The sequence below is a fragment of the Streptomyces sp. NPDC085460 genome, assembly GCF_044541975.1.
Lineage (GTDB): Bacteria > Actinomycetota > Actinomycetes > Streptomycetales > Streptomycetaceae > Streptomyces.
In genome coordinates, this window is the sequence record NZ_JBITTO010000003.1 from 1 (window position 1) to 26,934 (window position 26,934).

A 26,934-nucleotide genomic window follows, 5' to 3' on the forward strand; every position below is an offset into this window, starting at 1 on the left:
TTTTGGCACGCTGTTGAGTTCTCAAGGTGCGGACGCTTCCTTCGTTCCTGTTTCCAGGCCCTCCGGGCGCTTCCTTCGTTTCCGACTCTATCAGACCTTTCCGATCCGATTTCCTCGGTGCTTTCCGGTCCCTTTCGCTTTCGCTCCGGGCCCTTCCGGCGTTTCCGACTCTATCAGATCCTTTCGGCGTCTGATTCCCAGTCAGCGGGGTTTGTCTTCCCGGCTGTTGGTCCGTTCCGACGAGTGAGACTTTAGCGGATTCCCCGGCCCCGAAGCGAATCGGGGCCCTCGTCCGGACTTCGAACGTGGATTCCTCATTTCGCAAAAGCGCACGGAAAGCAGAACGGCACGACGAATCGCAGCCGTCAGGCTCAGTGGTTCTTGCGGAATCGCTGTCCGGGGCCGACCGGAGTCGGTGCTCACGTCGGACAACTCGGAGAACACTACGGACCGGTCAATCCCGTGTCAACCCCCGTCCTGGGGCGTACGCTCTCCGTATGACTACGCGTGCGCACACCACCCAGTGGTGGGCCGCCTGACGGCGGCCCGTACTGACGCATGCACACGGCCGCCGCCTCGGCGGCCGTTCGCGTATCCCCCTCCGGGAGCCGGGCCGTCGGGCCGGCGCGGAGAGAGGAAGCGGAACGCGATGACGAGGATCTTCAGCGGGGTCAAGCCGACCGGGCATCTGACGCTGGGCAACTACCTCGGGGCCGTACGGCGGTGGGTCGAGGTGGACCAGCACCGGGGCGAGGCGCTGTTCAGCGTGGTGGATCTGCACGCGCTGACCGTGGAGCACGACCCCGCGCGGGTGCGCAGGCTCAGCCGGCAGGCGGCGACGCTGCTGCTGGCGTCGGGGCTCGATCCGGAACGCTGCACGCTGTTCGTGCAGAGCCACGTGGACGAGCACGCCCGGCTCTCGTACCTCCTGGAGTGCACGGCCACCGACGGCGAGCTGCGGCGGATGATCCAGTACAAGGAGAAGAGCGTGCGGGCGCGGGAGTCCGGGCAGGGGGTGCGGCTGTCGCTCCTCACCTATCCCGTGCTGATGGCCGCCGACATCCTGGCCTACGGGGCGGACGAGGTGCCGGTGGGTGAGGACCAGACGCAGCACGTGGAGCTCACGCGGGACCTCGCGGTGCGGTTCAACCAGCGGTACGGGCACACCTTCACCGTGCCGAGGGCGACCCGGCCCGCGGTGGCGGCGCGGGTGATGGACCTCCAGGACCCCCGGTCGAAGATGGGGAAGTCGCACGAGAACGGGACCGGGATCGTCTATCTGCTGGACGACGCGGACACCGTGCGGCGGAAGGTCATGCGGGCCGTGACGGACAGCGGGCGGGAGGTCGTCTACGACCGGGACGTCAAGCCGGGTCTCGCAAATCTGCTCGATCTGATGGCGGCGGCGACGGGTGGGAACCCGGAGGAGCTGGCCGGTGTATACGAGTCGTACGGAGCGTTGAAGAAGGACACGGCGGACGCGGTCGTCGAGCTGCTCCGGCCGGTGCGGGAGCGGCATGCCGAGCTCGCAGCGGATCCGGGGTACGTGGACGGCGTGCTGCGGAAGGGGGCGGAGCGGGCCCGGGGGATGGCCCGGCCACTGGTGGACCGGGCCTACCGGGCGATCGGGCTGATGCCCGCCGCGTGACGGTCAGCCGTTGCCGGAGGCGAGCTCGCGGCTGCGGTCGCGGGCCGCCTCCAGGGCGGCGATGAGGGCGGCGCGGACGCCGTGGTTCTCCAGCTCGCGGATGGCGCTGATCGTGGTGCCGGCGGGAGAGGTGACGGCCTCGCGGAGCTTCACGGGGTGCTCGCCGCTGTCGCGGAGCATCACGGCGGCGCCGATGGCGGCCTGGACGATGAGGTCGTGGGCCTGGGCGCGGGGCAGGCCGAGGAGGATGCCGGCGTCGGTCATGGCCTCGACGAGGAAGTAGAAGTACGCGGGGCCGGAGCCGGAGAGGGCGGTGGCGGCGTCCTGCTGGGACTCGGGGACGCGAAGGGTCTTGCCGACACCGTCGAAGATCTCCTCGGTGTGGGCGAGGTGGTCGGGGGTGGCGTGGCTGCCGCCGGAGATCACGGACATGCCCTCGTCGACGAGGACGGGGGTGTTGGGCATGACGCGGACGACGGGGGTGCCCTGGGTGAGGCGCTCCTCGATGAAGGAGGTGGGGATGCCGGCGGCGGCGCTGATGACGAGACGGTCGGTGGCGACGTGGGGGCCGAGTTCGTCGAGGAGGCGGCCCATGTCCTGGGGCTTGACGGCCAGGATGAGGGTGTCGGCGCGCTTCGCGGCCTCGGCGTTGGTGACGGTCTCGACGCCGTAGCGGTCGCGGAGCTCGGCGGCGCGTTCGGCGCGGCGGGTGGTGACCAGGAGGTGCGCGGGGCGCCAGCCGGCTCGGATCATGCCGCTGAGGAGGGCTTCACCGATCTTGCCGGTGCCGAGGACTGCGACGGTCTGGGTCATGGCTCTGTTCACCTCGGGAGGGGGTACGTGCCGTCATCCTCGCACCGGTGGGGCTCCGGGTGCGCGGGGTGTCCGAGGGCCGGTCACGCGGTGCGGCGGCGGAGGGTGGCGGCGCCGAGGGCGAGGACGAGGACGGCGCAGCCCGCGACGACGAGGGCGTCGCGGACGAAGGCGGCGGTGATGTCGGGGTGGCGGAGGACCTCGTTCATGCCGTCGACGGCGTACGACATGGGGAGGACGTTCGAGATCGCTTCGAGGGCGGGGGCCATCTTGTCGCGCGGGGTGAAGAGGCCGCAGAGGAGGAGCTGGGGGAAGATCACGGCCGGCATGAACTGGACGGCCTGGAACTCGGAGGCGGCGAAGGCGGAGACGAAGAGTCCGAGGGCGGTGCCGAGGAGGGCGTCGAGGAGGGCGACCAGGAGGAGGAGCCAGGGGGAGCCGGTGACGTCGAGGCCGAGGAGTCCGACGGCGAGGCCGGTGGCGAGGACGGACTGGACGACGGCGACGAGGCCGAAGGCGAGGGCGTAGCCGGCGATGAGGTCGGCCTTGCCGAGGGGCATGGCGAGGAGGCGTTCGAGGGTGCCGGAGGTGCGTTCGCGCAGGGTGGCGATCGAGGTCACCAGGAACATCGTGATGAGGGGGAAGATGCCGAGCAGCGAGGCGCCGATGGTGTCGAAGGTGCCGGGGCTGCCGTCGAAGACGTAGCGGAGCAGGAAGAGCATCGCGCAGGGGACGAGGAGCATCAGCGCGATGGAGCGGGGGTCGTGGCGGAGCTGGCGCAGGACGCGGGCGGCGGTGGCGAGGGTGCGTGCGGTGGTCATGGGCGGTTCTCCTCGTGGGCGGCGCGGGTCGCGGCGTCGACCAGGTGGAGGAAGGCCGCTTCGACGGTGGTGGTGCCGCTCTGCCGGCGGAGGGCGTCGGGGGTGCCTTCGGCGAGGATCTCGCCTTCGCGCATGAGCAGGAGGCGGTGGCAGCGCTCGGCCTCGTCCATGACGTGGGAGGAGACGAGGAGGGTGGTGCCCCGGTCGGCGGCGAGGCGGTGGAAGAGGTCCCACAGGTCGCGGCGGAGGACGGGGTCGAGGCCGACGGTGGGTTCGTCGAGGACGAGCAGGTCGGGGGTGCCGAGGAGGGCGACGGCGAGGGAGACGCGGCTGCGCTGGCCGCCGGAGAGGCGTCCGGCGAGGGCGTCGGCGTGGTCGGTGAGGTCGACGTCGGTGAGGGCCCGGTCGACGGCGGTGCGGCGGGCGGGGCGGTGGGCGCGGCCGGGCAGGAGGACGGAGGCGAAGTAGTCGAGGTTCTGCCGGACGGTGAGGTCGTCGTAGACGGAGGGGGCCTGGGTGACGTAGCCGATGCGGGGGCGGAGGCCGGGGTGGCCGGCGGGGCGGTCGAGGACGGTGAGGGTGCCGGTGACCTTGGCCTGGGTGCCGACGATGGCGCGCATGAGGGTGGTCTTGCCGCAGCCGGAGGGGCCGAGGAGGCCGGTGACGTGGCCGGCGGGGACGGTGAAGGCGAGGTCGCGCAGGACCGTGTGGTCGCCGCGTACGGCGGTGAGGGCGTGGGCGGTGAGGGCGGGGCCCGGGTCGGGGGGCTGGGGTCCGGCGGGGTCTCCGGGCTCTCCCGCGCCATAATTCATCATGCGGTGAATAGTGGGGACGGAGAAGCCCCCGCGTCAAGGATCGCGGGGGCTGGGGCTCGGGCCGGACGCCGGCGGTGGAGCCGGAGTCGGAGTCGGCGGGCCGGGTCTCAGGGCCGCTTGGGCTTCTTGCGGGCGGCCGGGTTGCCGGTGCGGGTGCCGCGTCGCTTCTCGTAGCGGGTGCGGGCGGTCTCGTACTCGGCCCGGCGGAGCTTCTCGCCGGGTGCCTCCACGAGGCAGCGCAGGGCGTAGGCGAGGAGGACGCCGATGAAGCCGATGGCCTTGAGGCTCTTGAGGGAGTCCTCGCGGGCCTGGTCGGCGGGGCGGCGGCCGAAGCCCTCCCAGGTCTTGGTGAAGGCGATGGCCGAGCAGATCGCGAACATCAGGATGACCAGGGTGTTCACGATGCCGCCGACCTCCGCGACTTCGAGGCCCTGATAGGCGAAGCGCAGGACGAAGGCGCCCGCGGCGGCCGCGGCGAGCGCGCCGGCGGCGAGGCCGGCGCGCCGCAGTCCGTAGTGGGCGCTGTGGTCGACCCAGGTCGTCCCGAAGAAACGGATCTCCTCGGGCTGGGGTCCGCTCGTGCCGGTTCCGGGGGTCTGCTTGTCCTCGCTCACGAGGTCGATTATCCCCGGTGCGGCGCCCGGAGCGCCGAGGCGAAGGTCCTCAGGCGCAGCGCGGCGCCACGTAGTCGTCGCTGCCGGTACGGACATAGGCGTCGGAGACGTACTGGCCCGGCGCGATGCTGTCCCACAGGCGGGTCGTGCCGTACGGTCCGGAGACCCACTCGCCCGCCTTCTGGCAGTGGATCGGAACGGTCGCGCCCTCGGCGAGGACCCGGACCACCGGGTACTTCGTGCTCGGACCGGAGCGGACGTTGACCCGGTAGCCCGGTGCGACCGGGTAGTACTTCACCGCCATGATGTTCTCCCCCTGGGTTCACTCTCTGTGCGACGCGCGCAGGCTAGCAAGCTCCTCCGACATCGCGGAGGCCATCGACTAGGCTCCGTCGCGTCGCGCACGCGCGCGTGGACGGACGCGGAACCACACGGGGGTGGGAGATGCCGCCGTTGAGCAGCACCGACGACGACAGAGGCGCCGAAGGGCCCGAGTACGCAGGGGAGTACCGGCTCCAGGCGGTGCTCGGCGCGGGCGGCATGGGCGTCGTCCACCTGGCCGCCTCGCCCTCCGGGCTGCGGCTCGCGGTGAAGGTGGTGCACGCGCGCTACGCGGAGGATCCCGACTTCCGGGCCCGGTTCCGGCAGGAGGTGGCCGCCGCCCGCCGGGTCAGCGGCGCCTTCACCGCCCCCGTCGTGGACGCCGACCCGGACGCCGAGCGTCCCTGGATGGCCACCCTCTACGTCCCCGGCCCCACCCTCGCCGACCAGGTCCGCCAGCGCGGCCCCCTCTCCCCCGCCGAGCTGCGCCGGCTGACCGCCGGGCTCGCCGAGGCGCTGCGCGACATCCACCGCGCCGGGGTGGTGCACCGGGACCTCAAGCCGAGCAACGTCCTCCTCACCGACTCCGGGCCCAAGGTCATCGACTTCGGCATCTCCCGGCCCGTCGACAGCGACCTGCACACCGAGACCGGGAAGCTGATCGGCTCGCCGCCCTTCATGGCGCCCGAGCAGTTCCAGCGGCCCCGCGAGGTCGGGCCGTCCGCCGACGTCTTCGCGCTCGGTTCGGTCCTGGTGCACGCGGCGACCGGTCACGGCCCCTTCGACTCGGACAGCCCGTACGTCGTGGCCTACCAGGTGGTCCACGACGAGCCGGACCTCGCCGGGGTGCCCGCCGAGCTCGCGCCGCTGGTCGCGCGCTGCCTCGCGAAGGACCCGGCGGGCCGGCCCACCCCCGCCGAGATCATGGCGGCGCTGCTGCCGCCCTCGTACGAGGCCGAGGCGTTCATACCGTCCCAGCGGCGGCGGCCGGTGCTGCCCGCGGACCCGTTCGCGCCGGACGGGCGTACGGACGGCTCCGCCGGAGCCCGCACCGACGGCCTCGGCAGCGGCGACACCACGACCCGGGCGGCCGTGACCGCGCCGCCCGCGCGCCGGAGGCGCCACCGGCTCGCTCCCCGCCTGACGGTCTCCGCGGCGGTCGTGCTCGTCCTCGCCGGGGCCGGGGTGTACGCGGCGCTGCGCCCGCCGGCCCGGCCCGCGGCCGAGGGACCCGCCCACCCCGCCGAGGTGGCGACCGCGTTCGACGGCTGGCACACCCGGCTCCAGGAGTACGGCGCCTCCGCCGCGCCCGCCTGTGTCCACGAGGCCGGCTCCCTGTACTGCGCGGCCAGGGGCGTGGCGCTCTCCCGCCTCGACCCGCGGACCGGCGAGGTCCTGTGGAAGCGGACCGGTCCGGTCGCCACCGAGCCGCCGGACCCGCCGGTGCCGCTCGCCGGCGGGCCGGCCCCGCTGGTCGGCGCCGCGCCGAGGACCGGTCCCCTGCGCGCGTACGGCGTCGAGGACGGTACGCCCGGCTGGGCCGCGGACTCGGACGTCCCCGAGACGTACCGCCCGGCGGGGCAGGTGGTCGTACTCTCCGACGGGCGCGGCGCGCTGCGGGCCGTCGACGCGCGGACCGGGGCCGAGCGGTGGGCCCACCGTCTGGCCGGGTTCGACGCGCCGGTGCTCGGCGCGTACGACGCCCCGACGGGGCTGCTCACCGTCTCCGAGACGGCGGCGGACGGGCGGAGCAGCCGGATCGCGGCCGTGCTGCCGGCGACGGGCGAGCTCGTGTGGAGCCGGGTGGTGTCCGGGGACGCCGCCCCGGTGGGCCGCACCGGAGACGGGACGCTGGTCCTCGCCTCGCGCTACCAGGGCGATCTGGTCGACGCGCTGGTGCTGCTCGCGCCGGGCGACCCGGACGATCCGGGGAGCGGGCCGGACGCCAGGTCGGAGCGCCGGGTCGAGACCCAGGAGCGGATCCAGCTCAGCGGGATCGCCGTGCGGGGCGCGGTCGTGTACCTGCTCTCGCTGGACGGGCGGCTGCTCGCCTTGGACACGGCGGTGGAGAAGGGCGGGCGGCTGTGGGAGCTGGAGACGGGGGCCTCGAACGTCTCCCGGCCGGTTCTCGGCCCGGACGACCGGCTCTACCTCTCGGCGGCGGACGGGCGGCTGTTCGCCGTGGACACCGCGCGCGGCGCGGTCGTCGGACAGACCCGGCCCCGGCTGCGGAACGGGCGGCTGGGGTACGCGACGCAGGTACCGGCTCCGCTGGTCGCCGGGGACCGGGTGTTCGGCACGGCCCCGGACGGCTCGGTCTTCGCGGTGGACGCGCGGGTGGCGGAGTCCTGGTAGACGTACGCCTCACGCCGGTACGCGCGCGTGGGGAGCACGGGGGTCCGGCGACCACCCTCGCATCGGTACGCGCGCGTGGGGAGGCACGGGGGTCCGGAGCCGGCTTCGCGCCGGTACGCGCGCGTGGGAAGCGCGAGGGTCCGGAGCCGGCTTCGCGCCGGTACGCGCGCGGGGGTCCGGCGACCGCCTCGCGCCGGTACGCGCTGAGGGAGCGGGGCCTTCGAACCGCTCCCCCACGCGCGCGTGCGGCCGGGTGTCAGCCGAGCTTCGACACGTCCCGGACCGCGCCCTTGTCGGCGCTGGTCGCCATCGCCGCGTAGGCGCGCAGGGCGGCCGACACCTTGCGCTCGCGGTTCTTCGGCGCGTAGACGCCGCCGAGCGCCTCGCGGCGGGCGGCGAGGGTCTCGTCGTCGACGAGGAGCTCGATCGACCGGCCGGGGATGTCGATGCGGATCCGGTCGCCGTCCTCCACGAGGGCGATGGTGCCGCCCGAGGCCGCCTCCGGGGAGGCGTGGCCGATGGAGAGGCCGGAGGTGCCGCCGGAGAAGCGGCCGTCGGTCACCAGGGCGCAGGTCTTGCCCAGGCCGCGGCCCTTCAGGAAGGAGGTCGGGTAGAGCATCTCCTGCATGCCGGGGCCGCCCTTGGGGCCCTCGTACCGGATGACGACCACGTCGCCGTCCTTGACCCGCTTGTTCAGGATCTTCTCGACGGCCTCCTCCTGCGACTCGCAGACGACGGCCGGGCCCTCGAACGTCCAGATCGACTCGTCGACTCCGGCGGTCTTCACCACGCAGCCGTCGACGGCGATGTTGCCGCGCAGGACGGCGAGGCCGCCGTCCTTGGAGTAGGCGTGGGCCGCGTCGCGGATGCAGCCGCCGGCGGCGTCCAGGTCGAGGGTCTCCCAGCGCTCGGACTGGGAGAACGCCTCCGCGGAGCGGACGCAGCCGGGAGCCGCGTGGAACAGCTCGACGGCCTCGTCGGTGGGCGAGCCGCCGCGCACGTCCCAGGCGTCCAGCCACTCCTTGACGGAGCGGGAGTGGACCGCGTGGACGTCCTCGTTGAGCAGCCCGGCGCGGTACAGCTCGCCGAGGATGGCGGGGATGCCGCCGGCCCGGTGCACGTCCTCCATGTAGTACGTGCCGCGCGGGGCGACGTTCGGGGCGACCTTGGCCAGGCAGGGGACGCGGCGGGAGACCTCGTCCATGTCGGACAGGCCGTAGTCGAGCTCGGCCTCCTGGGCGGCGGCCAGCAGGTGCAGGATCGTGTTGGTCGAGCCGCCCATGGCGATGTCCAGCGCCATGGCGTTCTCGAAGGCCGCGCGGGTGGCGATGGAGCGCGGCAGGACGGAGGCGTCGTCCTCGTCGTAGTAGCGGCGGGTGATCTCGACGACCGTGCGGGCCGCGTTCTCGTAGAGGGCGCGGCGGCCGGTGTGGGTGGCGAGCATCGAGCCGTTGCCGGGGAGGGAGAGGCCGATGGCCTCGGTCAGGCAGTTCATCGAGTTGGCGGTGAACATGCCGGAACACGAGCCGCAGGTCGGGCAGGCGTTCTCCTCGATGCGGAGGATGTCCTCGTCGGAGATCTTGTCGTTGACGGCGTCGGAGATCGCGTCGACCAGGTCGAGCGTGCGGACGGTGCCGTCGACGAGCGTGGCGCGGCCGGACTCCATCGGGCCGCCGGAGACGAAGACCGTCGGGATGTTGAGCCGCAGGGCCGCGTTCAGCATGCCGGGGGTGATCTTGTCGCAGTTGGAGATGCAGATCAGGGCGTCGGCGCAGTGGGCCTCGACCATGTACTCGACGCTGTCGGCGATCAGGTCGCGGGAGGGCAGGCTGTAGAGCATGCCGCCGTGGCCCATGGCGATGCCGTCGTCGACGGCGATCGTGTTGAACTCGCGGGCGATGCCGCCGGCGGCGGTGATGGCCTCGGAGACGATCCGGCCGACCGGCTGGAGGTGGGTGTGGCCGGGGACGAACTCGGTGAAGGAGTTCGCCACGGCGATGATCGGCTTCCGGCCGATGTCCGCGCCCGGTACACCGGAGGCGCGCATAAGGGCGCGGGCGCCCGCCATATTGCGGCCGTGGGTGACTGTGCGGGACCTCAGCTCGGGCATCGTCGCTCGCTCCTCGTGATGGGTGTGCTTCCTTCGAGCGTACGCCGCCGCTCCAAGATCTGGACAGCCTGTCCGGAATGCGGGACCGAAGTTCAGGGATCGGTCAGGGGCAGGTCGGGGATCGGTCAGGGCCATCAGGGTCGGCCCGGTGGGCGGGGGCCGTGCCGTCAGGCTTGGGTGAGGTAGCGCTGGAGGGTCGGGGCCACCTCGGCCACGATCTGCTCCGGATCCGCCGAGGCCAGCGGCTCGACCTGGATCACATACCGCAGGATCACGATCCCGATCATCTGCGAGGCCGCCAGCTCGGCCCGGAACTTCGGGTCCGGTACGGCCAGGTCGGCGGCGATCCGCTCCAGGAGCCGGCGCAGGACGAAGCTCCGCAGGACCTTCGCCGCCGCCTCGTGGGTGACCGCCGAGCGGATCACGGCGAGCAGCGGGGCGCGGGTCGCCGGGTTCTCCCAGACCCCGATGAAGAAGCGGGCCAGCCGCTCGCCGACCGCGTCGCGGGGGCCGTCGATGATGGCCGGGACGACGAGCGCGGGCTCGAAGGAGACCTCGATGGCCGCCGCGAACACCTCGTCCTTGGTGCCGAAGTAGTGGTGCACGAGTGCCGGGTCGACCCCGGCCGCCTTGGCGATGCCGCGGACCGAGGTCTTGTCGTAGCCGCGCTCGGCGAACTGCGCCCGGGCCGCGGCAAGGATGCGCTCGCGGGCGCCGGGGCCGCTGTCTTCGGCGGCGGCGCGCGCGGGGCGGCCGCGGCGCCGGGGGGACGGCTCGCTCACGCGCGCGTGCCCCGGGTGGCCGAGGCCAGGTGGAGCCGGGTGAAGGCGAGCGCCTCGGCGAGGTCGGCCTCCCGTTCGGCGGCGGACATCGCGCGCCGGGTGTTGACCTCGATGACGACGTGGCCGTCGAAGCCGGTCACCGCCAGCCGCTCCAGGAGTTCGGCGCAGGGCTGGGTGCCGCGGCCCGGCACCAGGTGCTCGTCCTTGGCGGAGCCGCGCCCGTCGGCGAGGTGGACGTGGCCGAGCCGGTCGCCCATGCGGTCGACCATCGCGAGGGTGTCGGTGCGGGCGGTCGCCGTGTGCGAGAGGTCGAGGGTGAAGTGCCGGTAGTCGTCCTTGGTGACGTCCCACTCGGGGGCGTACGCGAGCATCTCGCGGTCCTTGTACCGCCACGGGTACATGTTCTCGACGGCGAAGCGGACGTCGGTCTCGTCGGCCATCCGCCAGATGCCGGTCACGAAGTCGCGGGCGTACTGGCGCTGCCAGCGGAACGGCGGATGGACGACGACCGTGGACGCGCCGAGCTTCTCGGCGGCCGCCTGGGCGCGCTGGAGCTTGACCCACGGGTCGGTGGACCAGACGCGCTGGGTGATGAGGAGGCAGGGGGCGTGGACGGCCAGGATCGGCACCTGGTGGTAGTCGGAGAGCCGGCGCAGGGCCTCGATGTCCTGGCTGACCGGGTCGGTCCACACCATGACCTCGACGCCGTCGTACCCGAGGCGCGCGGCGACCTCGAAGGCCGTCGCCGTCGACTCCGGATAGACCGAGGCCGTCGACAGGGCGACCTTCGCATCCGGGACGCGCACCGCTGGTTCTGCCACGACAGACAGGGTACGGGGCGCACCTGGGCGCGGGAGGGTGGTTCCGGTCACCCCCCGCACGCCTCCGGCACCGGAGGCGTACGCGTGCCGTGGCGGGCGCGTGTGCGAGCGGTTCCGGCGGTTTTCGAGTGCCACGCGCGCGTGGGGGCCGTCACATGCCAGCCACGCGCGCGTGTGGGCCGTCACATGCCCGCCCGCCACGCGCGCGTGGGGGCCGTCACATGCCCGCCAGCACCTCGGGGAGGTGGTCGAGGCGGCGCAGGATGACGCCCTCGCGCAGCGCCCAGGGGCAGATCTCCAGCTTCTCCACGCCGAGCAGGTCCATCGCGCCCTCCGCGACGAGGGCACCGGCGAGGAGCTGGGCGGCGCGGCCCTCGGAGACGCCGGGCAGGGCCGCGCGCTCGCCGCCGGTCATGGCGGCCAGCCGCGGCACCCACTCCTCCAGCGAGGCGCGGGTCAGCAGCCGCTCCACGTACAGGCCCTCGCCGGAGCCGGGCGCGCCGGCGATCCGGGCGAGCTGCTTGAAGGTCTTGGAGGTGGCGACGACGTGGTCGGGCTTTCCGAAGCGGCTGAACTCGCCGACCGTCCGGGCGATCTGCGCGCGCACATGGCGGCGCAGCGCCTTGACGTCCTCGGTGTCCGGCGGGTCGCCGGGCAGCCAGCCGGCGGTGAGCCGGCCGGCGCCGAGCGGCAGGGAGACGGCCGTGTCGGGGTCCTCGTCGATGCCGTAGGCGACCTCCAGGGAGCCGCCGCCGATGTCGAGGAGGAGCAGCTTGCCGGCGGACCAGCCGAACCAGCGGCGGGCGGCGAGGAAGGTGAGCCGCGCCTCCTCCTCGCCGGTGAGGACCTGGAGGTCCACTCCGGTCTCGCCCTTGACCCGGGCCAGGACCTCGTCGGCGTTGGTGGCCTCGCGGACCGCGGAGGTCGCGAACGGCAGAACCTCCTCGCATCCCTTGTCCTCCGCCGCGTGGAGCGCGTCCCGGACGGTCCCGATGAGCCGCTCGACGCCGCCGGGCGCGATGGCGCCGCGCGGATCGAGGAGTTCGGCGAGCCGCAGCTCCGCCTTGTGGGAGTGGGCGGGCAGCGGGCGGGCGCCGGGGTGGGCGTCCACCACGAGCAGGTGCACAGTGTTCGAACCGACGTCGAGGACTCCGAGTCTCATGGCGGAAACGCTACTGCGCCCGCCCGCATACGCTTGGGGTTGTGCCAAAGACGAAAAAGGCGAAGCCGGACAAAGACAGTGCCGCCGCCGGCGACGGTGCCGTTCGCGACGAGGCCGCGACCGACGCGCGGGACGTTCGCGATGTGAAATACGCCCACCACGTGGAGGGCGCGAAGCCGCCCGTCAAGGGTGTGACGAAGCAGCGCAAGGGCGCGGAGCCGGACGAGCAGGGTCTCGACTTCCCGCGCGCGTGGGTGGAGTTCGCGGATCCGGCCGACGAGGAGCAGGTCTTCCGCTGCGACCTGACCTGGCTGACCTCGCGCTGGACCTGTGTCTTCGGCAGCGGCTGCCAGGGCATCCAGGCGGGCCGGGCGGCGGACGGCTGCTGCACGCTGGGCGCCCACTTCTCCGACGAGGACGACGAGAAGCGGGTCGCGGAGCACGTGGCGAAGCTGACGCCAGAGCTGTGGCAGTTCCACGACGTCGGCAGTGAGACGGGCTGGACGCAGGTCGACGAGGACGGCGACCGGCAGACCCGCCGCTGGAAGGGCTCGTGCATCTTCCAGAACCGGCCCGGCTTCGCGGGCGGCGCCGGCTGCTCGCTGCACATCCTCGCCCTCAAGGAGGGCCGGGAGCCGCTGGAGACCAAGCCGGACGTGTGCTGGCAGCTGCCGGTGCGCCGGACGTACGACTGGATCGACCGGCCCGACGACACGCGCGTGCTCCAGGTCTCGATCGGCGAGTACGACCGGCGGGGCTGGGGTCCGGGCGGTCACGACCTGCACTGGTGGTGCACGTCGGCGACCTCGGCCCACGGTGGCGGGGAGCCGGTCTACGTCTCGTACCGGCCGGAACTGATCGAGATGATGGGCAAGGACGCGTACGACGTGCTGGTCGGGCTCTGCGAGGCGCGGCTCGCCTCGACGCTGCCGATGGTGGCCCCGCACCCGGCCGACCCGAAGCGGTAGCCCCTCCTGAGGCCCGACCCGAGCCTGTAGCCCCTCCTGAGGCCCGACCCGAGCCCGTAGCGCCTCCTCAGGGCGTTTCCGGGGGCGGTGCGTCCGTGGTCGGCGGGGGTGTCGTCGGTTCGGTCGTCGGCGGCGGGGTCGTGGGCTCCGTCGTCGGCGGTGGTGTGGTGGGGGGTTCCGTCGTCGGCGGGGGCGTCGTCGGCTCCGTCGTCGGCGGGGGCGTGGTGGGGGGCTCGGTCGTCGGCGGGGGCGTCGTCGGCTCCGTCGGTTCCGTGGGCTCCGTCGGCTCCGTGGGGGGCGGGGTCGACGGCGGGTCGACCGGTCCGCCGGTGGGCGGCGGGGAGGTCGGCGGGGTGGTGGGCTCGGTGGTGACCGGCGGGGGCGGGATCACCCGGTCGTCGATCGGCGCGACGGGCCCCTGGCCGCTGATCCGCAGCTCCGCCCCGGTGGGGTGGACGCCGATCCGGGCGCTCCAGGGACCGCGCGGTTCACGGTTCCGGTCGACGCGGACGGCGACGGTGACGGTCTCGCCCGGCGCCAGCGTGCCGGAGGCCCGGTTCACGTACAGCCAGGGCGCGTCCGTCCACAGCGACCATTCGACCGGGGTGCCGCCCTCCCCGGTGAGGGTGATCAGGGTGACGTCGCCGAGGCACCGCGCGGTGACGCCGATCCAGCCCGGTACCGGGTCCCCGGGCCGCGCGGGCGCGGTGGGCCCCGAGGGGCGCGCCGGGGTGACGACCTCGACGGAGACGTCCGGGGAACGGCTCGCCTGGGTGGAGCCCGTCTCGGGGGTCGTACGGGCGTTGCCCGCGTTCTCGTAGCGGTCGTACGGCCGGCCGTCGGCGCCCGTGCCGTCCCCCCGCTCGCCCGCGCTGACCCGGGAGCCGTCCCGGCCGGCCTCCGCGGCGGCGGGGACGCCCCGGTAGGAGGTCCACAGGGCGAGGACCGGGGCGGCGACGACGGCCGCGACCACGGTGGTGGTGACCGCGCGGGCCCGCATCCGGTCCCGGCGGGCGACGACGTCCTTCGGGTCGATCGGGAAGCCGGTCGGGGCGAAGCGTGGGGCACCCGCACGCGCGCGTGGGACGTGCCGCATCGCCATGTACGCGGCGGCCCGGGGCGCCTCGACGAGCGGCAGCCGCTCCTGGACGGCGCGCGGCCCGCCGCCCGGCCAGGGGGCGGTGGCGCCGACCCGCTCGGCGGTGCGCCGGCAGACCGGGCAGTCGTCCACGTGCCGGACGAGTTCGGCACGCAGCGCCGCCGACAGGATCAGCTGCCGGTCGCCGGTGAGGAGCCGGGAGACGGTGGGGCAGCTGCCGGTCGAGACGACGGCGAGCGCCGCCCGGGTGCGCTCGACCTCGCAGCCGGCGGTGGCCAGCAGCTCGCGGGCGGCCTGCGGGTCGAGGGCGAGGACGGCGGCGACCTGGCGCGGGCTCAGACCGTGCCGGACGGCCAGTTCGAGGGCTTCGCGCTGTTCGGGGGTGGTACCGGCGGCCTCGGGCCAGGCGAGGGTGGCCAGCTCGGCGCGGCGGCGCTCGGCCGTCCCGGCGGAGACCGGCGGCGGCGCGGGCGGGGTGACGGCGGGACGGCCGGTGTGCGCGCCCTGGCGCCGGCGGCGCTGCTCGCCGAGGCTGCGCAGGCAGGCCCAGCGGGCCAGCGCGTACAGCCACGCGGTGCGGCCCTCCTCGTCGGAGGGGCAGCGGCCGTGGTGGCGCTCGGCGGCGGCGAGGACGTCGCCGAGGACGGCGGTGGCCGTGTCGTGGTCGCAGAGGACCGAGAGGCAGTACGTGAAGAGCCCGTCGAGGGCGTCCTCGTAGCGGGCGGGGGGTCGCTGGCCGAGCGTGCGCGGTCCCTGCTGCGGGCCGCGGCGCGCCCGGTGGGCGCCCGGGGTGCGGGAGGATTCCAGCCTGCTGCTCGTCACTGGGCGACCGTAGGCGCGCGAGGGGGCACTCTTCATACCGGATCCGCACTTCTCAGTCTTACGGGTGAACCCATCACTCGAAAGGGGACGGGAACGGGGTGTTCCGCTGCCGTGGCGACGGTCCGGGAGCGGACTGTCCACAGGTCGTGGAGGGTCCGTCCACAGGCCGGGGGCGGACGGCGGTCCGCTGTCGGTGGCGGCGGCTACGGTGTGGGGCATGGCTGCCCGTACGAAATCCGCCAAGGACCGTCCGTCGTACCGCTGCACCGAGTGCGGCTGGCAGACGGCCAAGTGGCTCGGCCGCTGCCCCGAATGCCAGGCGTGGGGGACGGTCGAGGAGTACGGCGCGCCCGCCGTCCGGACCACCGCCGCCGGCCGCGTCTCCACGGCCGCGCTCCCCATCGGCCAGGTCGACGGCCGGCAGGCGACCGCCCGCTCGACCGGTGTCGACGAGCTCGACCGGGTCCTCGGCGGCGGCCTGGTGCCCGGCGCGGTGGTGCTGCTCGCGGGCGAGCCCGGCGTCGGCAAGTCCACGCTGCTGCTCGACGTGGCGGCGAAGGCGGCGAGCGACGCCCACCGCACCCTGTACGTGACGGGCGAGGAGTCCGCCAGCCAGGTCCGGCTCCGCGCGGACCGGATCAACGCGCTCAGCGACCACCTGTACCTGGCCGCGGAGACCGACCTGTCGGCGGTCCTCGGCCACCTGGACGAGGTGAAGCCCTCCCTGTTGATCATGGACTCGGTGCAGACGGTCGCCTCCCCGGAGATCGACGGCGCCCCCGGCGGCATGGCGCAGGTCCGCGAGGTCGCGGGCGCGCTGATCCGGGCCTCCAAGGAGCGCGGGATGTCCACGCTCCTCGTCGGCCACGTGACGAAGGACGGGGCGATCGCCGGTCCCCGGCTCCTGGAGCACCTGGTGGACGTCGTCCTGCACTTCGAGGGCGACCGGCACGCGCGCCTGCGCCTGGTCCGCGGCGTGAAGAACCGGTACGGGGCGACCGACGAGGTGGGCTGCTTCGAGCTCCACGACGAGGGGATCACCGGGCTCGCCGACCCGTCCGGACTCTTCCTGACCCGCCGTGACGTGGCCGTGCCCGGCACCTGCCTCACTGTCACCCTGGAGGGCCGCCGGCCGCTGGTCGCCGAGGTGCAGGCGCTGACCGTGGACTCCCAGATCCCGTCCCCGCGCCGGACCACCTCCGGTCTGGAGACCTCCCGGGTCTCGATGATGCTGGCCGTCCTGGAGCAGCGGGGCCGGATCAGCGCGCTGGGCAAGCGGGACATCTACAGCGCCACCGTGGGCGGGGTGAAGCTCTCCGAGCCGGCCGCCGACCTGGCCATCGCGCTGGCGCTGGCCTCCGCGGCGAGCGACACCCCGCTGCCGAAGAACCTGGTGGCGATCGGCGAGGTCGGCCTCGCGGGAGAGGTCCGGCGGGTCACCGGCGTACAGCGCCGCCTCGCCGAGGCGCACCGGCTGGGCTTCACCCACGCGCTGGTCCCCGGGGACCCCGGGAAGGTACCGGCGGGCATGAAGGTGACGGAGGTCGCGGACATGGGGGACGCCCTGCGGGTGCTGCCGCAGAGCCGCCGCGCGGCCAGGAAGTCGGAGGAGGCGGCGGGCTGAGGGAGGGTGTGGCGGAGCCGGCGAGCCCGCTCGTCGGCCCGCCGACGCGGTGTCCGGGGCCTCCCCGTGGCGGCGTGGAGGGGTAGGCGCGCGGTCGAGCGGGTAGGGCGGATCGCGACCGGGCCGCCCCGGCGGGCGCCCGTCCGGAGCACCCTGGACCGGCGTGCGGCCCAGGGCGGCGGGGTGGTGTCGCTAGACTTTGCCCTGGTCTCGCCCATCCGTACGAGCCGGAGGAGTGCAGTGGCAGCCAAGGACGGGGCAGCAGCTCCTGGAAAGTCCGGCGCGGGCTCCGGCAACGAAGCGCTCATGCGCGCGGCCCTGAGCGCCGTCGCGCCCGGCACCGCACTGCGTGACGGCCTGGAGCGGATCCTGCGCGGGAACACCGGTGGCCTCATCGTCCTCGGCATGGACAAGACGGTCGACTCGATGTGCACCGGCGGCTTCGTGATCGACGTCGAGTTCGCCGCCACCCGCCTGCGCGAGCTGTGCAAGCTCGACGGGGCGCTCGTCCTGGACAAGGACATCACCAAGATCCACCGGGCCGGTGTGCAGCTGGTCCCGGACGCCTCCATCCCGACCGAGGAGACCGGCACCCGCCACCGCACTGCGGACCGGGTCTCCAAGCAGTGCAACTTCCCCGTCGTCTCCGTCTCCCAGTCGATGCGGCTGATCGCGCTGTACGTGAACGGCGAGCGGCGGGTCCTGGAGGAGTCGGCCGCGATCCTCTCCCGGGCCAACCAGGCGCTCGCGACGCTGGAGCGGTACAAGCTCCGCCTCGACGAGGTGGCCGGCACGCTCTCCGCCCTGGAGATCGAGGACCTGGTGACCGTCCGGGACGTCACCGCCGTCGCCCAGCGCCTGGAGATGGTCCGCCGGATCGCCACCGAGATCGCGGAGTACGTGGTCGAGCTCGGCACCGACGGCCGGCTGCTCTCGCTCCAGCTCGACGAGCTGATCGCGGGCGTGGAGCCGGAGCGCGAGCTGGTGATCCGGGACTACGTGCCGGAGCCGACGGCGAAGCGTTCCCGCACGGTCGCCGAGGCGCTGACCGAGCTGGACGCGCTCACCCACACCGAACTCCTGGAGCTGCCCGTCGTCGCGCGGGCCCTCGGCTACAGCGGCTCCCCCGAGACGCTCGACTCGGCGGTCTCGCCGCGCGGCTACCGGCTTCTCGCCAAGGTGCCGCGCCTGCCCGGCGCGATCATCGAGCGCCTGGTGGAGCACTTCGGCGGGCTGCAGAAGCTGCTCGCGGCGAGTGTGGACGACCTCCAGACCGTGGACGGCGTCGGCGAGGCGCGGGCGCGCAGCGTCCGCGAGGGGCTGTCGCGGCTGGCGGAGTCGTCGATCCTGGAGCGGTACGTCTGATTCCGGACGTCTGATCCGGATCGCCGAGCGGTACGTCTGCTTCGGACCGCCGAGCGGTACGTCTGACGGGCAGGGACCTGCCCGTCAGCCCCGTTCGTCGGTTCCTGCCGTCGGTTCCGGCCGCCGGCTACGGCCGTCGGTTCCGGCCGCCGACCCCGGCCCTCAGTCCTTGGCGAGGGCGAACGGCGCCGCGAACGCCTTCTCGCCGGGCACGGTCGCCTCGACCAGGTAGTTGCCCGGACCCGCCTCGCCCGCCGGAGCCGTGGCGCACTGCGGGGCGCTGCGGCGGAGGTCCCACTCCACGGTGTGGGTGATCGTGCCGCGCGCGGGGACCTTCAGCAGTACCGGGTCGCCGGGGCTCGGGCAGTCGTCCGAGGCCCACAGCCGGTCGTTCTGCGCGTCGCTGATCTTCAGCACGGCCGTACGGGGTCCGAGGTCGGCCTTGCAGTCGGCGCCCGAGGTGTTCTTGACGGCCAGGTGGAAACGGGGCTTCTCGCCGGGCTCGTACGTGAGCTTGGCGCTGCGCAGCGTCAACTCCAGGGACCCGGAGGGGCAGTTCGGGAGCTGGGAGCCGGCCGGGAGCCGCCCGCCCGTGCCGCTGCCGGCACCCCCGTCGCCGCCCGCGCCGTCGGTGTCACCGTTCTTGCCGGCCGAACCGGAACCGGCCGCGTCGGAGCCTTCGCCGGAGCCCGCGCCCGCGTCCGTACCGGAACCGGCGTCGGAGCCCGCACCCGAGCCGGAGTCGGAACCGGAGCCCGAGCCGTCGCCCGTACCGGACTCGCCCGTGTCGCCGGAGTCTTCCGACTCGTCGCGTCCGCCCGGCTGTTGGCTGATGGCCGGCCCCGTCCCCGCGGGTCCCGGGGTGATCGATGGCGCGGGGGCCGAGCCGTTGGCGGCGTCGTTCGTCTTCTTCCCGCCACCGTCACCAGAGGTGACGGCCCACAGGGTCAACAGGGCGAGAAGTGCGATCAGACACAGCGCGACCGCCCTCCGTCGCCAGTAGATGGTGGAGGGAAGCGGCCCGACCGGATTGCGCAAAGATCCCACGCCCCGAACCTTACGAGAGATCCGGCCCAACTCCCGCCCCACCCGCCGCCCGAGAGCCCAAGTTTTGCCGATGATCACATCCTGCGGGAACGGGAACTCTCGCCGCGATGGCCGGAAATCGTCCCCCTCTCTCCCCATCCCCCACTTTCGTCAGGGGTCGGATCGTTCCTTGGCCAGGGGCGCGACACCTGGAATTCCGGTTAGCGTCATGCACCATGGACAACCTCCTCGACCTCTCCGACCGTCTCTACCTCGACGTCCTCGACTTCGCGCACTCCACACCGCACTGGTTCCAGTGGCTCGCCGAGGTCTGGACGGAGCTCGGACTGCTGCTCTTCGGCGCGCTGTTCCTGGCCGGGTGGTGGCGTTCGCGGACCGGATCGAGCCAGGCGATGACGCTCGCGCTCCTCGCCCCGCTCGCCACCGCCTTCGGATACGTGGTGAGCGAGGGCCTGAAGTCGCTGATCGACGAGGAACGCCCGTGCCGGGCCGTCGCCGGGGCACCCGCCGCGCTCATCGACTGCCCCGCCTACGGCGACTGGTCCTTCCCCAGCAACCACTCCGCCATCGCCGGAGCCGCCGCCGTCGCGCTCGCCCTCTCCTGGCGCGGAATCGTCTGGCTGACCGTGCCCATGGCGATCCTCATGGCCTTCTCCCGCGTCTTCGTCGGCGTCCACTACCCGCACGACGTCACCGCGGGGCTGCTCCTCGGCGGCCTCGTCGCCTTCCTCTTCATGTACGCCGCCCGTCGGCCGATGACGGCACTGGTCGACACGGCCCGCTCCAGCCGGAGCGCGGCGGTCGTGTGGTGCGCGGGGCGGGGGCCCGCGACCCCGGCGCACGCCTCCGCGCGCCCCGAGCGCCGTTCGCGCGCGCGCCACGGCGCGTACTGATCGCTCCCCGGACGTGCCAGGATCGGGGGTGCCATGACTTCCATCGATGCCCCCGCCTCCCTGCCCTCCACCGCCTCCCGGTCCTTCCCCGCCGATACGACCTCCGGGCCGCTCGGCACGGCCTCCGGGCCCACCGGCACGGCCTCCGGCTCCGCCGGCACGGCGTCCGCCCCCGTCGGTACGGCTCCGTCCGCCGTCGCCCCTGCGGAGCTGCACGGACCGGTCCTCGCCTGGTTCGACCGGCACGCCCGCGACCTGCCCTGGCGCCGCCCCGAGGCCGGCGCCTGGGGTGTCATGGTCAGCGAGTTCATGCTCCAGCAGACCCCCGTCGTCCGGGTGCTCCCGGTGTACGAGCAGTGGCTGGCGCGCTGGCCCCGCCCGGCCGACCTGGCCGCCGAGCCGCCCGGTGAGGCCGTCCGCGCCTGGGGCCGGCTCGGCTACCCGCGCCGGGCCCTGCGGCTGCACGCGGCGGCCGTGGCGATAAGGGACCGGCACCGGGGCGACGTGCCGAACGACCACGGACAGCTCCTCGCCCTCCCCGGCATCGGCGAGTACACGGCGGCGGCCGTCGCCTCCTTCGCCTACGGTCAGCGGCACGCCGTCCTCGACACCAACGTGCGCCGGGTCTTCGCCCGCGCGGCGAGCGGCGTCCAGTACCCGCCGAACGCCACCACCGCCGCCGAGCGGCGCCTCGCCCGCGCCCTGCTCCCCGACGACGAGGGCACCGCGGCCCGCTGGGCCGCCGCCTCGATGGAGCTCGGCGCCCTCGTCTGCACCGCGAAGAACGAGGACTGCGGTCGCTGCCCCATCGCCGACCGCTGCGCCTGGCTCAACTCCGGCAAGCCCGCCCACGACGGCCCGCCCCGCCGCGGCCAGACCTACGCCGGCACCGACCGCCAGGTCCGCGGCCGACTCCTCGCCGTCCTCCGCGACGCCCCCGGCCCCGTCCCCCAGTCCGCCCTCGACGCCGTCTGGGACGAGCCGATCCAGCGCGGCCGCGCCCTGGACGGCCTGGTCTCGGACGGGCTGGTGGAGCCGCTGGACGGTGGTCGGTACCGGCTTCCGCTGACCTGAGGCCCGTCGGCGGATCGGATCCAATGTCCTGGATCCAGGACATTGGATCCCGGAGGTTGGATCCCGGACCTTGGATCCAGGAGGTCGGATCCCGGACGCTGGATCCAGGGCATTGGATCCCGGATCTTGGATCCAGGACGTTGGATCCAGGACGTTGGATCCAGGACGTTGGATCCAGGACGTTGGATCCAGGACGTTGGATCCAGGACGTTGGATCCAGGACGTTGGATCCAAGATCCGAGCTGTTACACAACCGATGGGTAGCCGTGCGTCCATCGACGGCTGCCTCGCACACCCCCGTGACAACCGCTCCGTAGCGTCGTCATCGACACGGAGAACAAGCAGGTCACGGGGATGTGGAGGCGGCTGGGATGAGCCAGGGCGAGGTGCTCGACTTCGAGGAGTACGTCCGCACGCGGCAGGACGCGCTGCTGCGCAGCGCCCGCCGTCTCGTCCCGGATCCGGTCGACGCGCAGGATCTGCTGCAGACGGCTCTGGTCCGTACGTACGGCCGCTGGGACGGGATCGCGGACAAGTCGCTGGCGGACGCGTACCTGCGGCGGGTCATGATCAACACGCGGACGGAATGGTGGCGGGCGCGCCGTCTCGAGGAGGTGCCGACCGAGCAGCTTCCGGACGCGAGCGTGGAGGACCCGACCGAGCAGCACGCCGACCGGGCCCTGCTCATGGACATCCTGAAGGTGCTGGCGCCCAAGCAGCGCAGCGTCGTGGTGCTGCGGCACTGGGAGCAGATGAGCACGGAGGAGACCGCTGCGGCGCTGGGCATGTCGACCGGTACCGTGAAGTCGACGCTCCACCGCGCGCTCGCCCGGCTCCGCCAGGAGCTGGAGAGCCGCGATCTGAACGCCCTCGCCCTGGGGCGGCCCGTGGAGCGGACCGGAGGACAGCGGTCGGCTGCGGCGGCCGTGCGAGGTGACGAGGGAGGGCACCAGCGGTGCGCGGCCTAGACGACGGCGAAGTCGGCGGCGGAAGAACCGACGGCCGAGCCGGATCCGGGTTCACGTCCGGGACCGGGACCGGGAGCGGATCGACCTCCGGCCTCGGCGGAAGCGGAAACGGAAACGGAAGCAGCAGCGGAGGCGGTGGAGGCGCGGGCGCGGGCGCTCGGGGCGGAGAAACGCCCCGGGCGGTCGGTACCAAGGCGGCGGGTGTCACGGCGATGGCCGGACTCGCCGCCCTCGGCCTGTTCGTGGCCGCTTGTTCCACGGGCGGTACGGGCTCGCGCGACGAGGGCGCGGCCCGCGCGGACTCGACGGCCGCCGCCGCGCCCACGCCGCCCTCCACGGCCTCCGGATCGGGCTCGGCGAAGGCGGCCGAGCGGGTGGATCCGATCGCGCTGCTCAAGGGCGATCCGAAGATCGGCGCCCGGGTGAAGGCCGACCTGAAGCCGTGCGTGGCCGACGCGTACCCGGTGGACACCTCCTACGGCAACCTCACCAACGGCACCGCACCCGACGTCGTCGTCAACGTGATGACCTGCGGGGACGCGGTCGGCATCGGTACGTACGTCTACCGCAAGCAGCCCGGGGGGAACGCCACCGCCGGCACGGCCACCGCCGACGGCTACGAGAACGTCTTCATGGCCGAGGACGCGGCGGTCTACGGCACCATCGACCGCGGCGACCTGATCGTGACGAAGCAGGTGTACGCGGAGGACGACCCGGTCGCGTACCCGTCGGGCGAGGACGTGATCACGTATCGCTGGTCGGGGAACAGGTTCACGCAGCACGACTGGGTGCACAACGAGTACAGCCAGGCCGTCGGCGAGGGCGACGGCGCCACCGAGCTGCCCCAGCCCGTGCCGGAACCCTCCGCCGCCGGCTGAGCGCCCGCCCCTGACCCGCCCCGCCCCGGCCCCGCACGCCGCCACACCGAGCACCGCCCCACCGCCCCACCGCGCCGACGCACACCGATCGAAGGACCCCCGCACGATGGCCGAGACCCATGTCCTGTTCGTCGAGGACGACGACGTCATCCGCGAGGCCACCCAGCTCGCCCTGGAGCGGGACGGCTTCCGCGTCACCGCGATGCCCGACGGCCTCTCCGGGCTCGACGCCTTCCGCGCCCACCGGCCGGACATCGCGCTGCTCGACGTGATGCTGCCCGGCATGGACGGGGTCAGCCTCTGCCGCCGCATCCGCGACGAGTCGACGGTTCCGGTGATCATGCTGTCGGCGCGCGCCGACTCGATCGACGTCGTCCTCGGCCTGGAGGCCGGGGCGGACGACTACGTGACCAAGCCCTTCGACGGCGCCGTGCTCATGGCCCGGATCCGGGCCGTGCTGCGCCGTTTCGGCCACGCGGCCGGGAGCGGGGCCGGCGGCGAGGCGGAGGAGACGGCCGGGGACGGCGGGCCGCTCGTCTTCGGCGACGGGGACCTGGAGGTCGACACCGAGGGCATGGAGGTGCGGCGGGGCGGGGAGCCGGTGGCCCTGACGCCGACCGAGATGCGGCTGCTGCTCGAGTTCTCGTCCGCCCCGAACACGGTGCTCTCCCGCGACAAGCTCCTGGAGCGGGTCTGGGACTACGGCTGGGGCGGCGACACCCGCGTCGTCGACGTGCACGTGCAGCGGCTGCGGGCCAAGATCGGCCAGGACCGGATCGAGACGGTCCGCGGCTTCGGCTACAAGCTCAGGGGCTGATCGGTGAGAGCGCTCCCGCTCCGCACCGGCGTCCGCTGGAAGATCGCCCTGGCCATCGCGGCGGTCGGCGCGCTGATCGCGGTCACGCTCAGCGTGGTCGTGCACAACGCCGCGCGCATCTCGATGCTCGACAACGCGCGCGAGGTCCAGATGGAGCGGCTGCTCTTCGCCCAGCGCCTGTACGAGACCTCCAAGCCGAAGGAGCCGCGCTTCGGCGCCAAGCTCAACGACCCGGCGCTGCCGGACCAGCTCGACCAGCTGATGCGCGACCAGCGGCGGGGCACGTACGTACAGGAGCACCGGCACGGCGGGCCGCCGGACGTGTGGGCGGCGGTGCCGCTGGCCAACGGCGACGTGCTGTCCCTGCACATCCCCTTCGCCGACCGCAGCGCCACGATCATGAAGGACCTCGACCGGGCGCTGGTGATCGGCTCGGTCTCGGTGGTGTTCGGCGGCTGCGCGCTCGGCATCCTCGTCGGCGGGCAGCTCTCCCGGCGGCTGCGGAAGGCCGCGGCGGCGGCCGGGCGGGTCGCCCAGGGCAACGGTGACGTGCGGGTCCGGGACGCCGTCGGCGGGGTTGTACGGGACGAGACGGACGACCTGGCGTGGGCCATCGACTCGCTCACCGACGCCCTCAACGAGCGGATCGAGGCGGAGCGGCGGGTCACCGCGGACATCGCGCACGAGTTGCGCACCCCGGTGACCGGGCTGCTCACGGCGGCCGAGCTGCTGCCGCCCGGCCGTCCGACCGAGCTGGTACGGGACCGGGCGCAGGCGATGCGGACGCTGGTCGAGGACGTCCTGGAGGTGGCCAGGCTGGACGGGGCCTCGGAGCGGGCCGAGCTCCAGGAGATCGCGCTCGGCGAGTTCGTGGAGCGCCGGGTGCGGTCGATGTTCCCGGACGCGGAGATCCGGGTGGTGCACGAGTCCTGGGTGTCGACCGATCCGCGCAGGCTGGAGCGGATCCTCGGCAACCTGCTGGCGAACGCGGCCAAGCACGGCAAGGGCCCGGTGGAGGTCACGGTCGAGGGCCGGGTGGTACGGGTACGGGACCACGGCCCGGGTTTCCCGGAGGCGCTGCTCCACGAGGGCCCGAGCCGGTTCCGTACCGGTACGAGCGACCGCGCGGGCCAGGGCCACGGCCTCGGTCTGACGATCGCGGCCGGTCAGGCACGGGTCCTCGGCGCCCGGCTGACCTTCCGGAACGTGGCCTCGGAGGCGGCGCCGGAGGGCGTCGGCGGCGCGGTCGCGGTGCTGTGGCTGCCCGATCACGCGCCGACGAACACGGGGAGCTTCCCGATCCTGCGGCTGCCGGAGTAGGACCGGAGGAGCCGGAGGACCAGAGGGGCCGGAGGGGCAGAGAGGCCGGAGGGGCAGAGAGGCCGGAGGTACGTACGCGCGTGTGGGGCCCGGTTTCGCGGAAACCGGGCCCCACGCGCGCGTGCCGGTGGTCTCAGACCGTCTCGGCGACCTTCGCGGCGCCGTCCCCGGCCGGCTTCCCGTCCTGGCCGTCCCGCTGCTTCCCGTCCGGCTCGGGTCCGGCGCCGCGCAATGCCACCTCCTTGACGAAGAAGGCGAGGACGAAGCCGAGGACCGCGACCGCCGAGCCGACGAGGAAGGCGGAGTGGGTGCCGACGGCGACCGCCTCCTGGTACGCCTCGCGGAGCGCCTCCGGCAGCTTGGCCAGGCTCGCGGCGTCGAGCTGCGCGGTCCGCTCGGTGAGGGCGGAGCCGCCGTTGGCGGCCATCTCGTCCTGGACCCTGCTGGTGAAGAGGGCGCCCATGATGGCGACGCCGAAGGACGAGCCGAGGGTGCGGAAGAGGGTGGTGGAGCTGGAGGCCACCCCCATGTCCTTCATCTCGACGCTGTTCTGCGCGACGAGCATGGTGATCTGCATGAGGAAGCCCATGCCGGCGCCGAGCAGGGCCATGTAGACGCCGGAGACCACACGGGTCGTGCCGGTATCCATCGTGGAGAGCAGGAACAGGCCGGCGATCATCAGGGCGCCGCCCGCGATGGGGAAGACCTTGTACTTGCCGGTGCTGGTGGTGAAGCGGCCGACGACCAGCGAGACGACCATCATCGACAGCAGCATCGGCAGGAGCAGCAGGCCGGAGTTGGTGGCCGAGGCGCCCTGGACGGACTGCTGGAAGATCGGCAGGTAGAGGACCGCGCCGAACATGACGAAGCCGGTGATGAAGCCGATCAGCGACATGAGCGTGAAGTTGCGGCTGCGGAAGATGTGCAGCGGCATGATCGGGTCGCTCGCGCGGGTCTCCACGTACAGGAAGGCGGCGAGGGCGGCGGCTCCGCCGACCGCGAGGCCGACGATGGTGGCCGAGCCCCAGGCGTACTCGGTCCCGCCCCAGGTGGTGACGAGGACGATCGCGGTGATGCCGACGGTCAGCAGCGCGGCGCCGAGGAAGTCGATCCGGGTGCCGGCCGCCCGCCGCTTCTTCGGCAGGTGGAGGACGGCGGTGACCATGGCGAGGGCGACGGCGCCCAGCGGCAGGTTGATGTAGAAGGACCAGCGCCAGCCCCAGTGGTCGGTGATGGTGCCGCCGACCAGCGGGCCGCCGATCATGGCGAGGGCCATCACGCCGGCCATCATGCCCTGGTACCTGCCCCGCTCACGGGGCGGGATCAGGTCGCCGATGATCGCCATCACGCCGACCATGAGTCCGCCGGCTCCGAGGCCCTGGACGGTGCGGAAGCCGATGAGCTGGCCCATGTCCTGGGCCATGCCGCTGAGCGCGGAGCCGATCAGGAAGATGACGATCGAGGTGAGGAAGACGCCCTTGCGGCCGTACATGTCGCCGAGCTTGCCCCAGATGGGGGTGGAGGCGGCGGTGGCGAGGGTGTAGGCGGTGACGACCCAGGAGAGGTGCTCCAGACCGCCGAGCTCGCCGACGATCGTCGGCATCGCGGTGCCGATGATCATGTTGTCCAGCATCGCGAGGAGCATCGCGATCATGAGGGCGAGAAGGACGACGCGCACGCTGCGCGGAGACTCCTGCCCCTCCTCCGCCTGCTTCGATGGTGTCGCGGTGTCCGTCATGACTGCCCCTTACTTGCCGCCCGGCTAGTTACTACACTGGGGACGGTAGGCCCGTCACT

The 26,934-nt window shown here is 73.4% G+C and carries 23 protein-coding genes; 11 read left to right on the forward strand and 12 right to left on the reverse strand.

The window, feature by feature from the left end; all coding sequences use genetic code 11:
- The first annotated feature begins 649 nt into the window (after nt 1–649).
- On the forward strand, nt 650–1,648 hold the full coding sequence (gene trpS, locus ACIGHB_RS07815) for a tryptophan--tRNA ligase (protein ID WP_360318233.1): 999 nt from the start codon (nt 650–652) through the stop codon (nt 1,646–1,648).
- Nucleotides 1,649–1,651: 3 nt separating this feature from the next.
- Here the strand turns inward: trpS and proC are convergent, their stop codons facing one another.
- The 5 genes from proC to ACIGHB_RS07840 form a co-directional block, all read right to left on the reverse strand.
- Complete coding sequence (proC, locus tag ACIGHB_RS07820) at nt 1,652–2,461, reverse strand: pyrroline-5-carboxylate reductase (protein WP_399910498.1); 810 nt, start codon at nt 2,459–2,461, stop codon at nt 1,652–1,654.
- Nucleotides 2,462–2,544: 83 nt separating this feature from the next.
- On the reverse strand, nt 2,545–3,282 hold the full coding sequence (locus ACIGHB_RS07825) for an ABC transporter permease (RefSeq protein WP_399910501.1): 738 nt from the start codon (nt 3,280–3,282) through the stop codon (nt 2,545–2,547).
- The gene (locus ACIGHB_RS07830) at nt 3,279–4,097 is read right to left on the reverse strand and encodes an ABC transporter ATP-binding protein (protein WP_399910504.1); all 819 of its coding nucleotides are present in this window, start codon (nt 4,095–4,097) and stop codon (nt 3,279–3,281) included. The genes ACIGHB_RS07825 and ACIGHB_RS07830 overlap by 4 nt, the downstream gene beginning before the upstream one ends.
- A 107-nt stretch (nt 4,098–4,204) precedes the next feature.
- On the reverse strand, nt 4,205–4,711 hold the full coding sequence (locus ACIGHB_RS07835) for a hypothetical protein (protein WP_360318244.1): 507 nt from the start codon (nt 4,709–4,711) through the stop codon (nt 4,205–4,207).
- 49 nt (nt 4,712–4,760) lie between these two features.
- Nucleotides 4,761–5,015: an SH3 domain-containing protein gene (locus ACIGHB_RS07840; protein ID WP_360318247.1), complete on the reverse strand. Its 255-nt coding sequence runs from the start codon at nt 5,013–5,015 to the stop codon at nt 4,761–4,763.
- Between the two features lie 140 nt (nt 5,016–5,155).
- Between ACIGHB_RS07840 and ACIGHB_RS07845 the strand changes: the two genes are divergently transcribed.
- Entirely contained in the window at nt 5,156–7,387 is a 2,232-nt protein-coding gene (locus ACIGHB_RS07845) for a protein kinase (RefSeq protein ID WP_399910508.1), read from the forward strand.
- Nucleotides 7,388–7,643: 256 nt separating this feature from the next.
- On the opposite strand, the gene ilvD is transcribed toward ACIGHB_RS07845, so the two are convergent.
- The 4 genes from ilvD to ACIGHB_RS07865 all read right to left on the reverse strand — a co-directional run bounded on the left by ilvD (nt 7,644) and on the right by ACIGHB_RS07865 (nt 12,262).
- Nucleotides 7,644–9,497, reverse strand: a complete 1,854-nt coding sequence (gene ilvD, locus ACIGHB_RS07850; RefSeq protein ID WP_360318255.1) for a dihydroxy-acid dehydratase — start codon at nt 9,495–9,497, stop codon at nt 7,644–7,646.
- Nucleotides 9,498–9,664: 167 nt separating this feature from the next.
- Nucleotides 9,665–10,279 carry a TetR family transcriptional regulator gene (locus ACIGHB_RS07855; RefSeq protein ID WP_391079236.1) on the reverse strand — a complete coding sequence of 205 codons (615 nt, stop codon included), beginning with the start codon at nt 10,277–10,279 and terminating at the stop codon, nt 9,665–9,667.
- Nucleotides 10,276–11,100, reverse strand: coding sequence for a sugar phosphate isomerase/epimerase family protein (locus ACIGHB_RS07860; RefSeq protein ID WP_399910513.1), 825 nt, complete (start codon nt 11,098–11,100; stop codon nt 10,276–10,278). The genes ACIGHB_RS07855 and ACIGHB_RS07860 overlap by 4 nt, the downstream gene beginning before the upstream one ends.
- Before the next feature lie 217 nt (nt 11,101–11,317).
- A complete protein-coding gene (locus ACIGHB_RS07865; RefSeq protein ID WP_360318264.1) occupies nt 11,318–12,262 on the reverse strand; it encodes a Ppx/GppA phosphatase family protein in 945 nt (314 codons plus the stop codon).
- 41 nt (nt 12,263–12,303) lie between these two features.
- On the opposite strand from ACIGHB_RS07865, the gene ACIGHB_RS07870 reads away from it, so the two are divergent.
- A complete protein-coding gene (locus ACIGHB_RS07870; RefSeq protein WP_399910517.1) occupies nt 12,304–13,230 on the forward strand; it encodes a hypothetical protein in 927 nt (308 codons plus the stop codon).
- 67 nt (nt 13,231–13,297) lie between these two features.
- Here the strand turns inward: ACIGHB_RS07870 and ACIGHB_RS07875 are convergent, their stop codons facing one another.
- Nucleotides 13,298–15,151 (reverse strand): hypothetical protein, encoded by a 1,854-nt coding sequence (locus ACIGHB_RS07875; protein WP_399910520.1) that lies wholly within the window; start codon nt 15,149–15,151, stop codon nt 13,298–13,300.
- Nucleotides 15,152–15,368: 217 nt separating this feature from the next.
- Here ACIGHB_RS07875 and radA point away from each other — a divergent pair, with 217 nt between their 5' ends.
- Nucleotides 15,369–16,775 (forward strand): DNA repair protein RadA, encoded by a 1,407-nt coding sequence (radA, locus tag ACIGHB_RS07880; protein ID WP_360318272.1) that lies wholly within the window; start codon nt 15,369–15,371, stop codon nt 16,773–16,775.
- 240 nt (nt 16,776–17,015) lie between these two features.
- On the forward strand, nt 17,016–18,140 hold the full coding sequence (gene disA / locus ACIGHB_RS07885; RefSeq protein ID WP_360318275.1) for a DNA integrity scanning diadenylate cyclase DisA: 1,125 nt from the start codon (nt 17,016–17,018) through the stop codon (nt 18,138–18,140).
- A gap of 162 nt (nt 18,141–18,302) precedes the next feature.
- Here the strand turns inward: disA and ACIGHB_RS07890 are convergent, their stop codons facing one another.
- On the reverse strand, nt 18,303–19,187 hold the full coding sequence (locus ACIGHB_RS07890) for a hypothetical protein (protein WP_399910524.1): 885 nt from the start codon (nt 19,185–19,187) through the stop codon (nt 18,303–18,305).
- Nucleotides 19,188–19,402: 215 nt separating this feature from the next.
- Between ACIGHB_RS07890 and ACIGHB_RS07895 the strand changes: the two genes are divergently transcribed.
- From ACIGHB_RS07895 to cseC, 6 genes are all read left to right on the forward strand, one after another.
- Nucleotides 19,403–20,080, forward strand: a complete 678-nt coding sequence (locus tag ACIGHB_RS07895) for a phosphatase PAP2 family protein (protein WP_360318281.1) — start codon at nt 19,403–19,405, stop codon at nt 20,078–20,080.
- Between the two features lie 33 nt (nt 20,081–20,113).
- Nucleotides 20,114–21,154: an A/G-specific adenine glycosylase gene (locus ACIGHB_RS07900; RefSeq protein ID WP_399910528.1), complete on the forward strand. Its 1,041-nt coding sequence runs from the start codon at nt 20,114–20,116 to the stop codon at nt 21,152–21,154.
- A gap of 371 nt (nt 21,155–21,525) precedes the next feature.
- The gene (locus ACIGHB_RS07905; protein WP_360318283.1) at nt 21,526–22,122 is read left to right on the forward strand and encodes a SigE family RNA polymerase sigma factor; all 597 of its coding nucleotides are present in this window, start codon (nt 21,526–21,528) and stop codon (nt 22,120–22,122) included.
- Nucleotides 22,123–22,334: 212 nt separating this feature from the next.
- Nucleotides 22,335–23,000, forward strand: a complete 666-nt coding sequence (locus ACIGHB_RS07910) for a hypothetical protein (RefSeq protein WP_399910530.1) — start codon at nt 22,335–22,337, stop codon at nt 22,998–23,000.
- A gap of 106 nt (nt 23,001–23,106) precedes the next feature.
- A complete protein-coding gene (cseB, locus tag ACIGHB_RS07915) occupies nt 23,107–23,817 on the forward strand; it encodes a two-component system response regulator CseB (protein WP_360318286.1) in 711 nt (236 codons plus the stop codon).
- Nucleotides 23,818–23,820: 3 nt separating this feature from the next.
- Nucleotides 23,821–25,137 (forward strand): two-component system sensor histidine kinase CseC, encoded by a 1,317-nt coding sequence (gene cseC, locus ACIGHB_RS07920; protein ID WP_360318289.1) that lies wholly within the window; start codon nt 23,821–23,823, stop codon nt 25,135–25,137.
- Nucleotides 25,138–25,270: 133 nt separating this feature from the next.
- Here cseC and ACIGHB_RS07925 read toward each other — a convergent pair whose 3' ends face one another.
- The gene (locus ACIGHB_RS07925; protein WP_399910534.1) at nt 25,271–26,875 is read right to left on the reverse strand and encodes an MDR family MFS transporter; all 1,605 of its coding nucleotides are present in this window, start codon (nt 26,873–26,875) and stop codon (nt 25,271–25,273) included.
- Between the last annotated feature and the right edge of the window lie 59 nt (nt 26,876–26,934).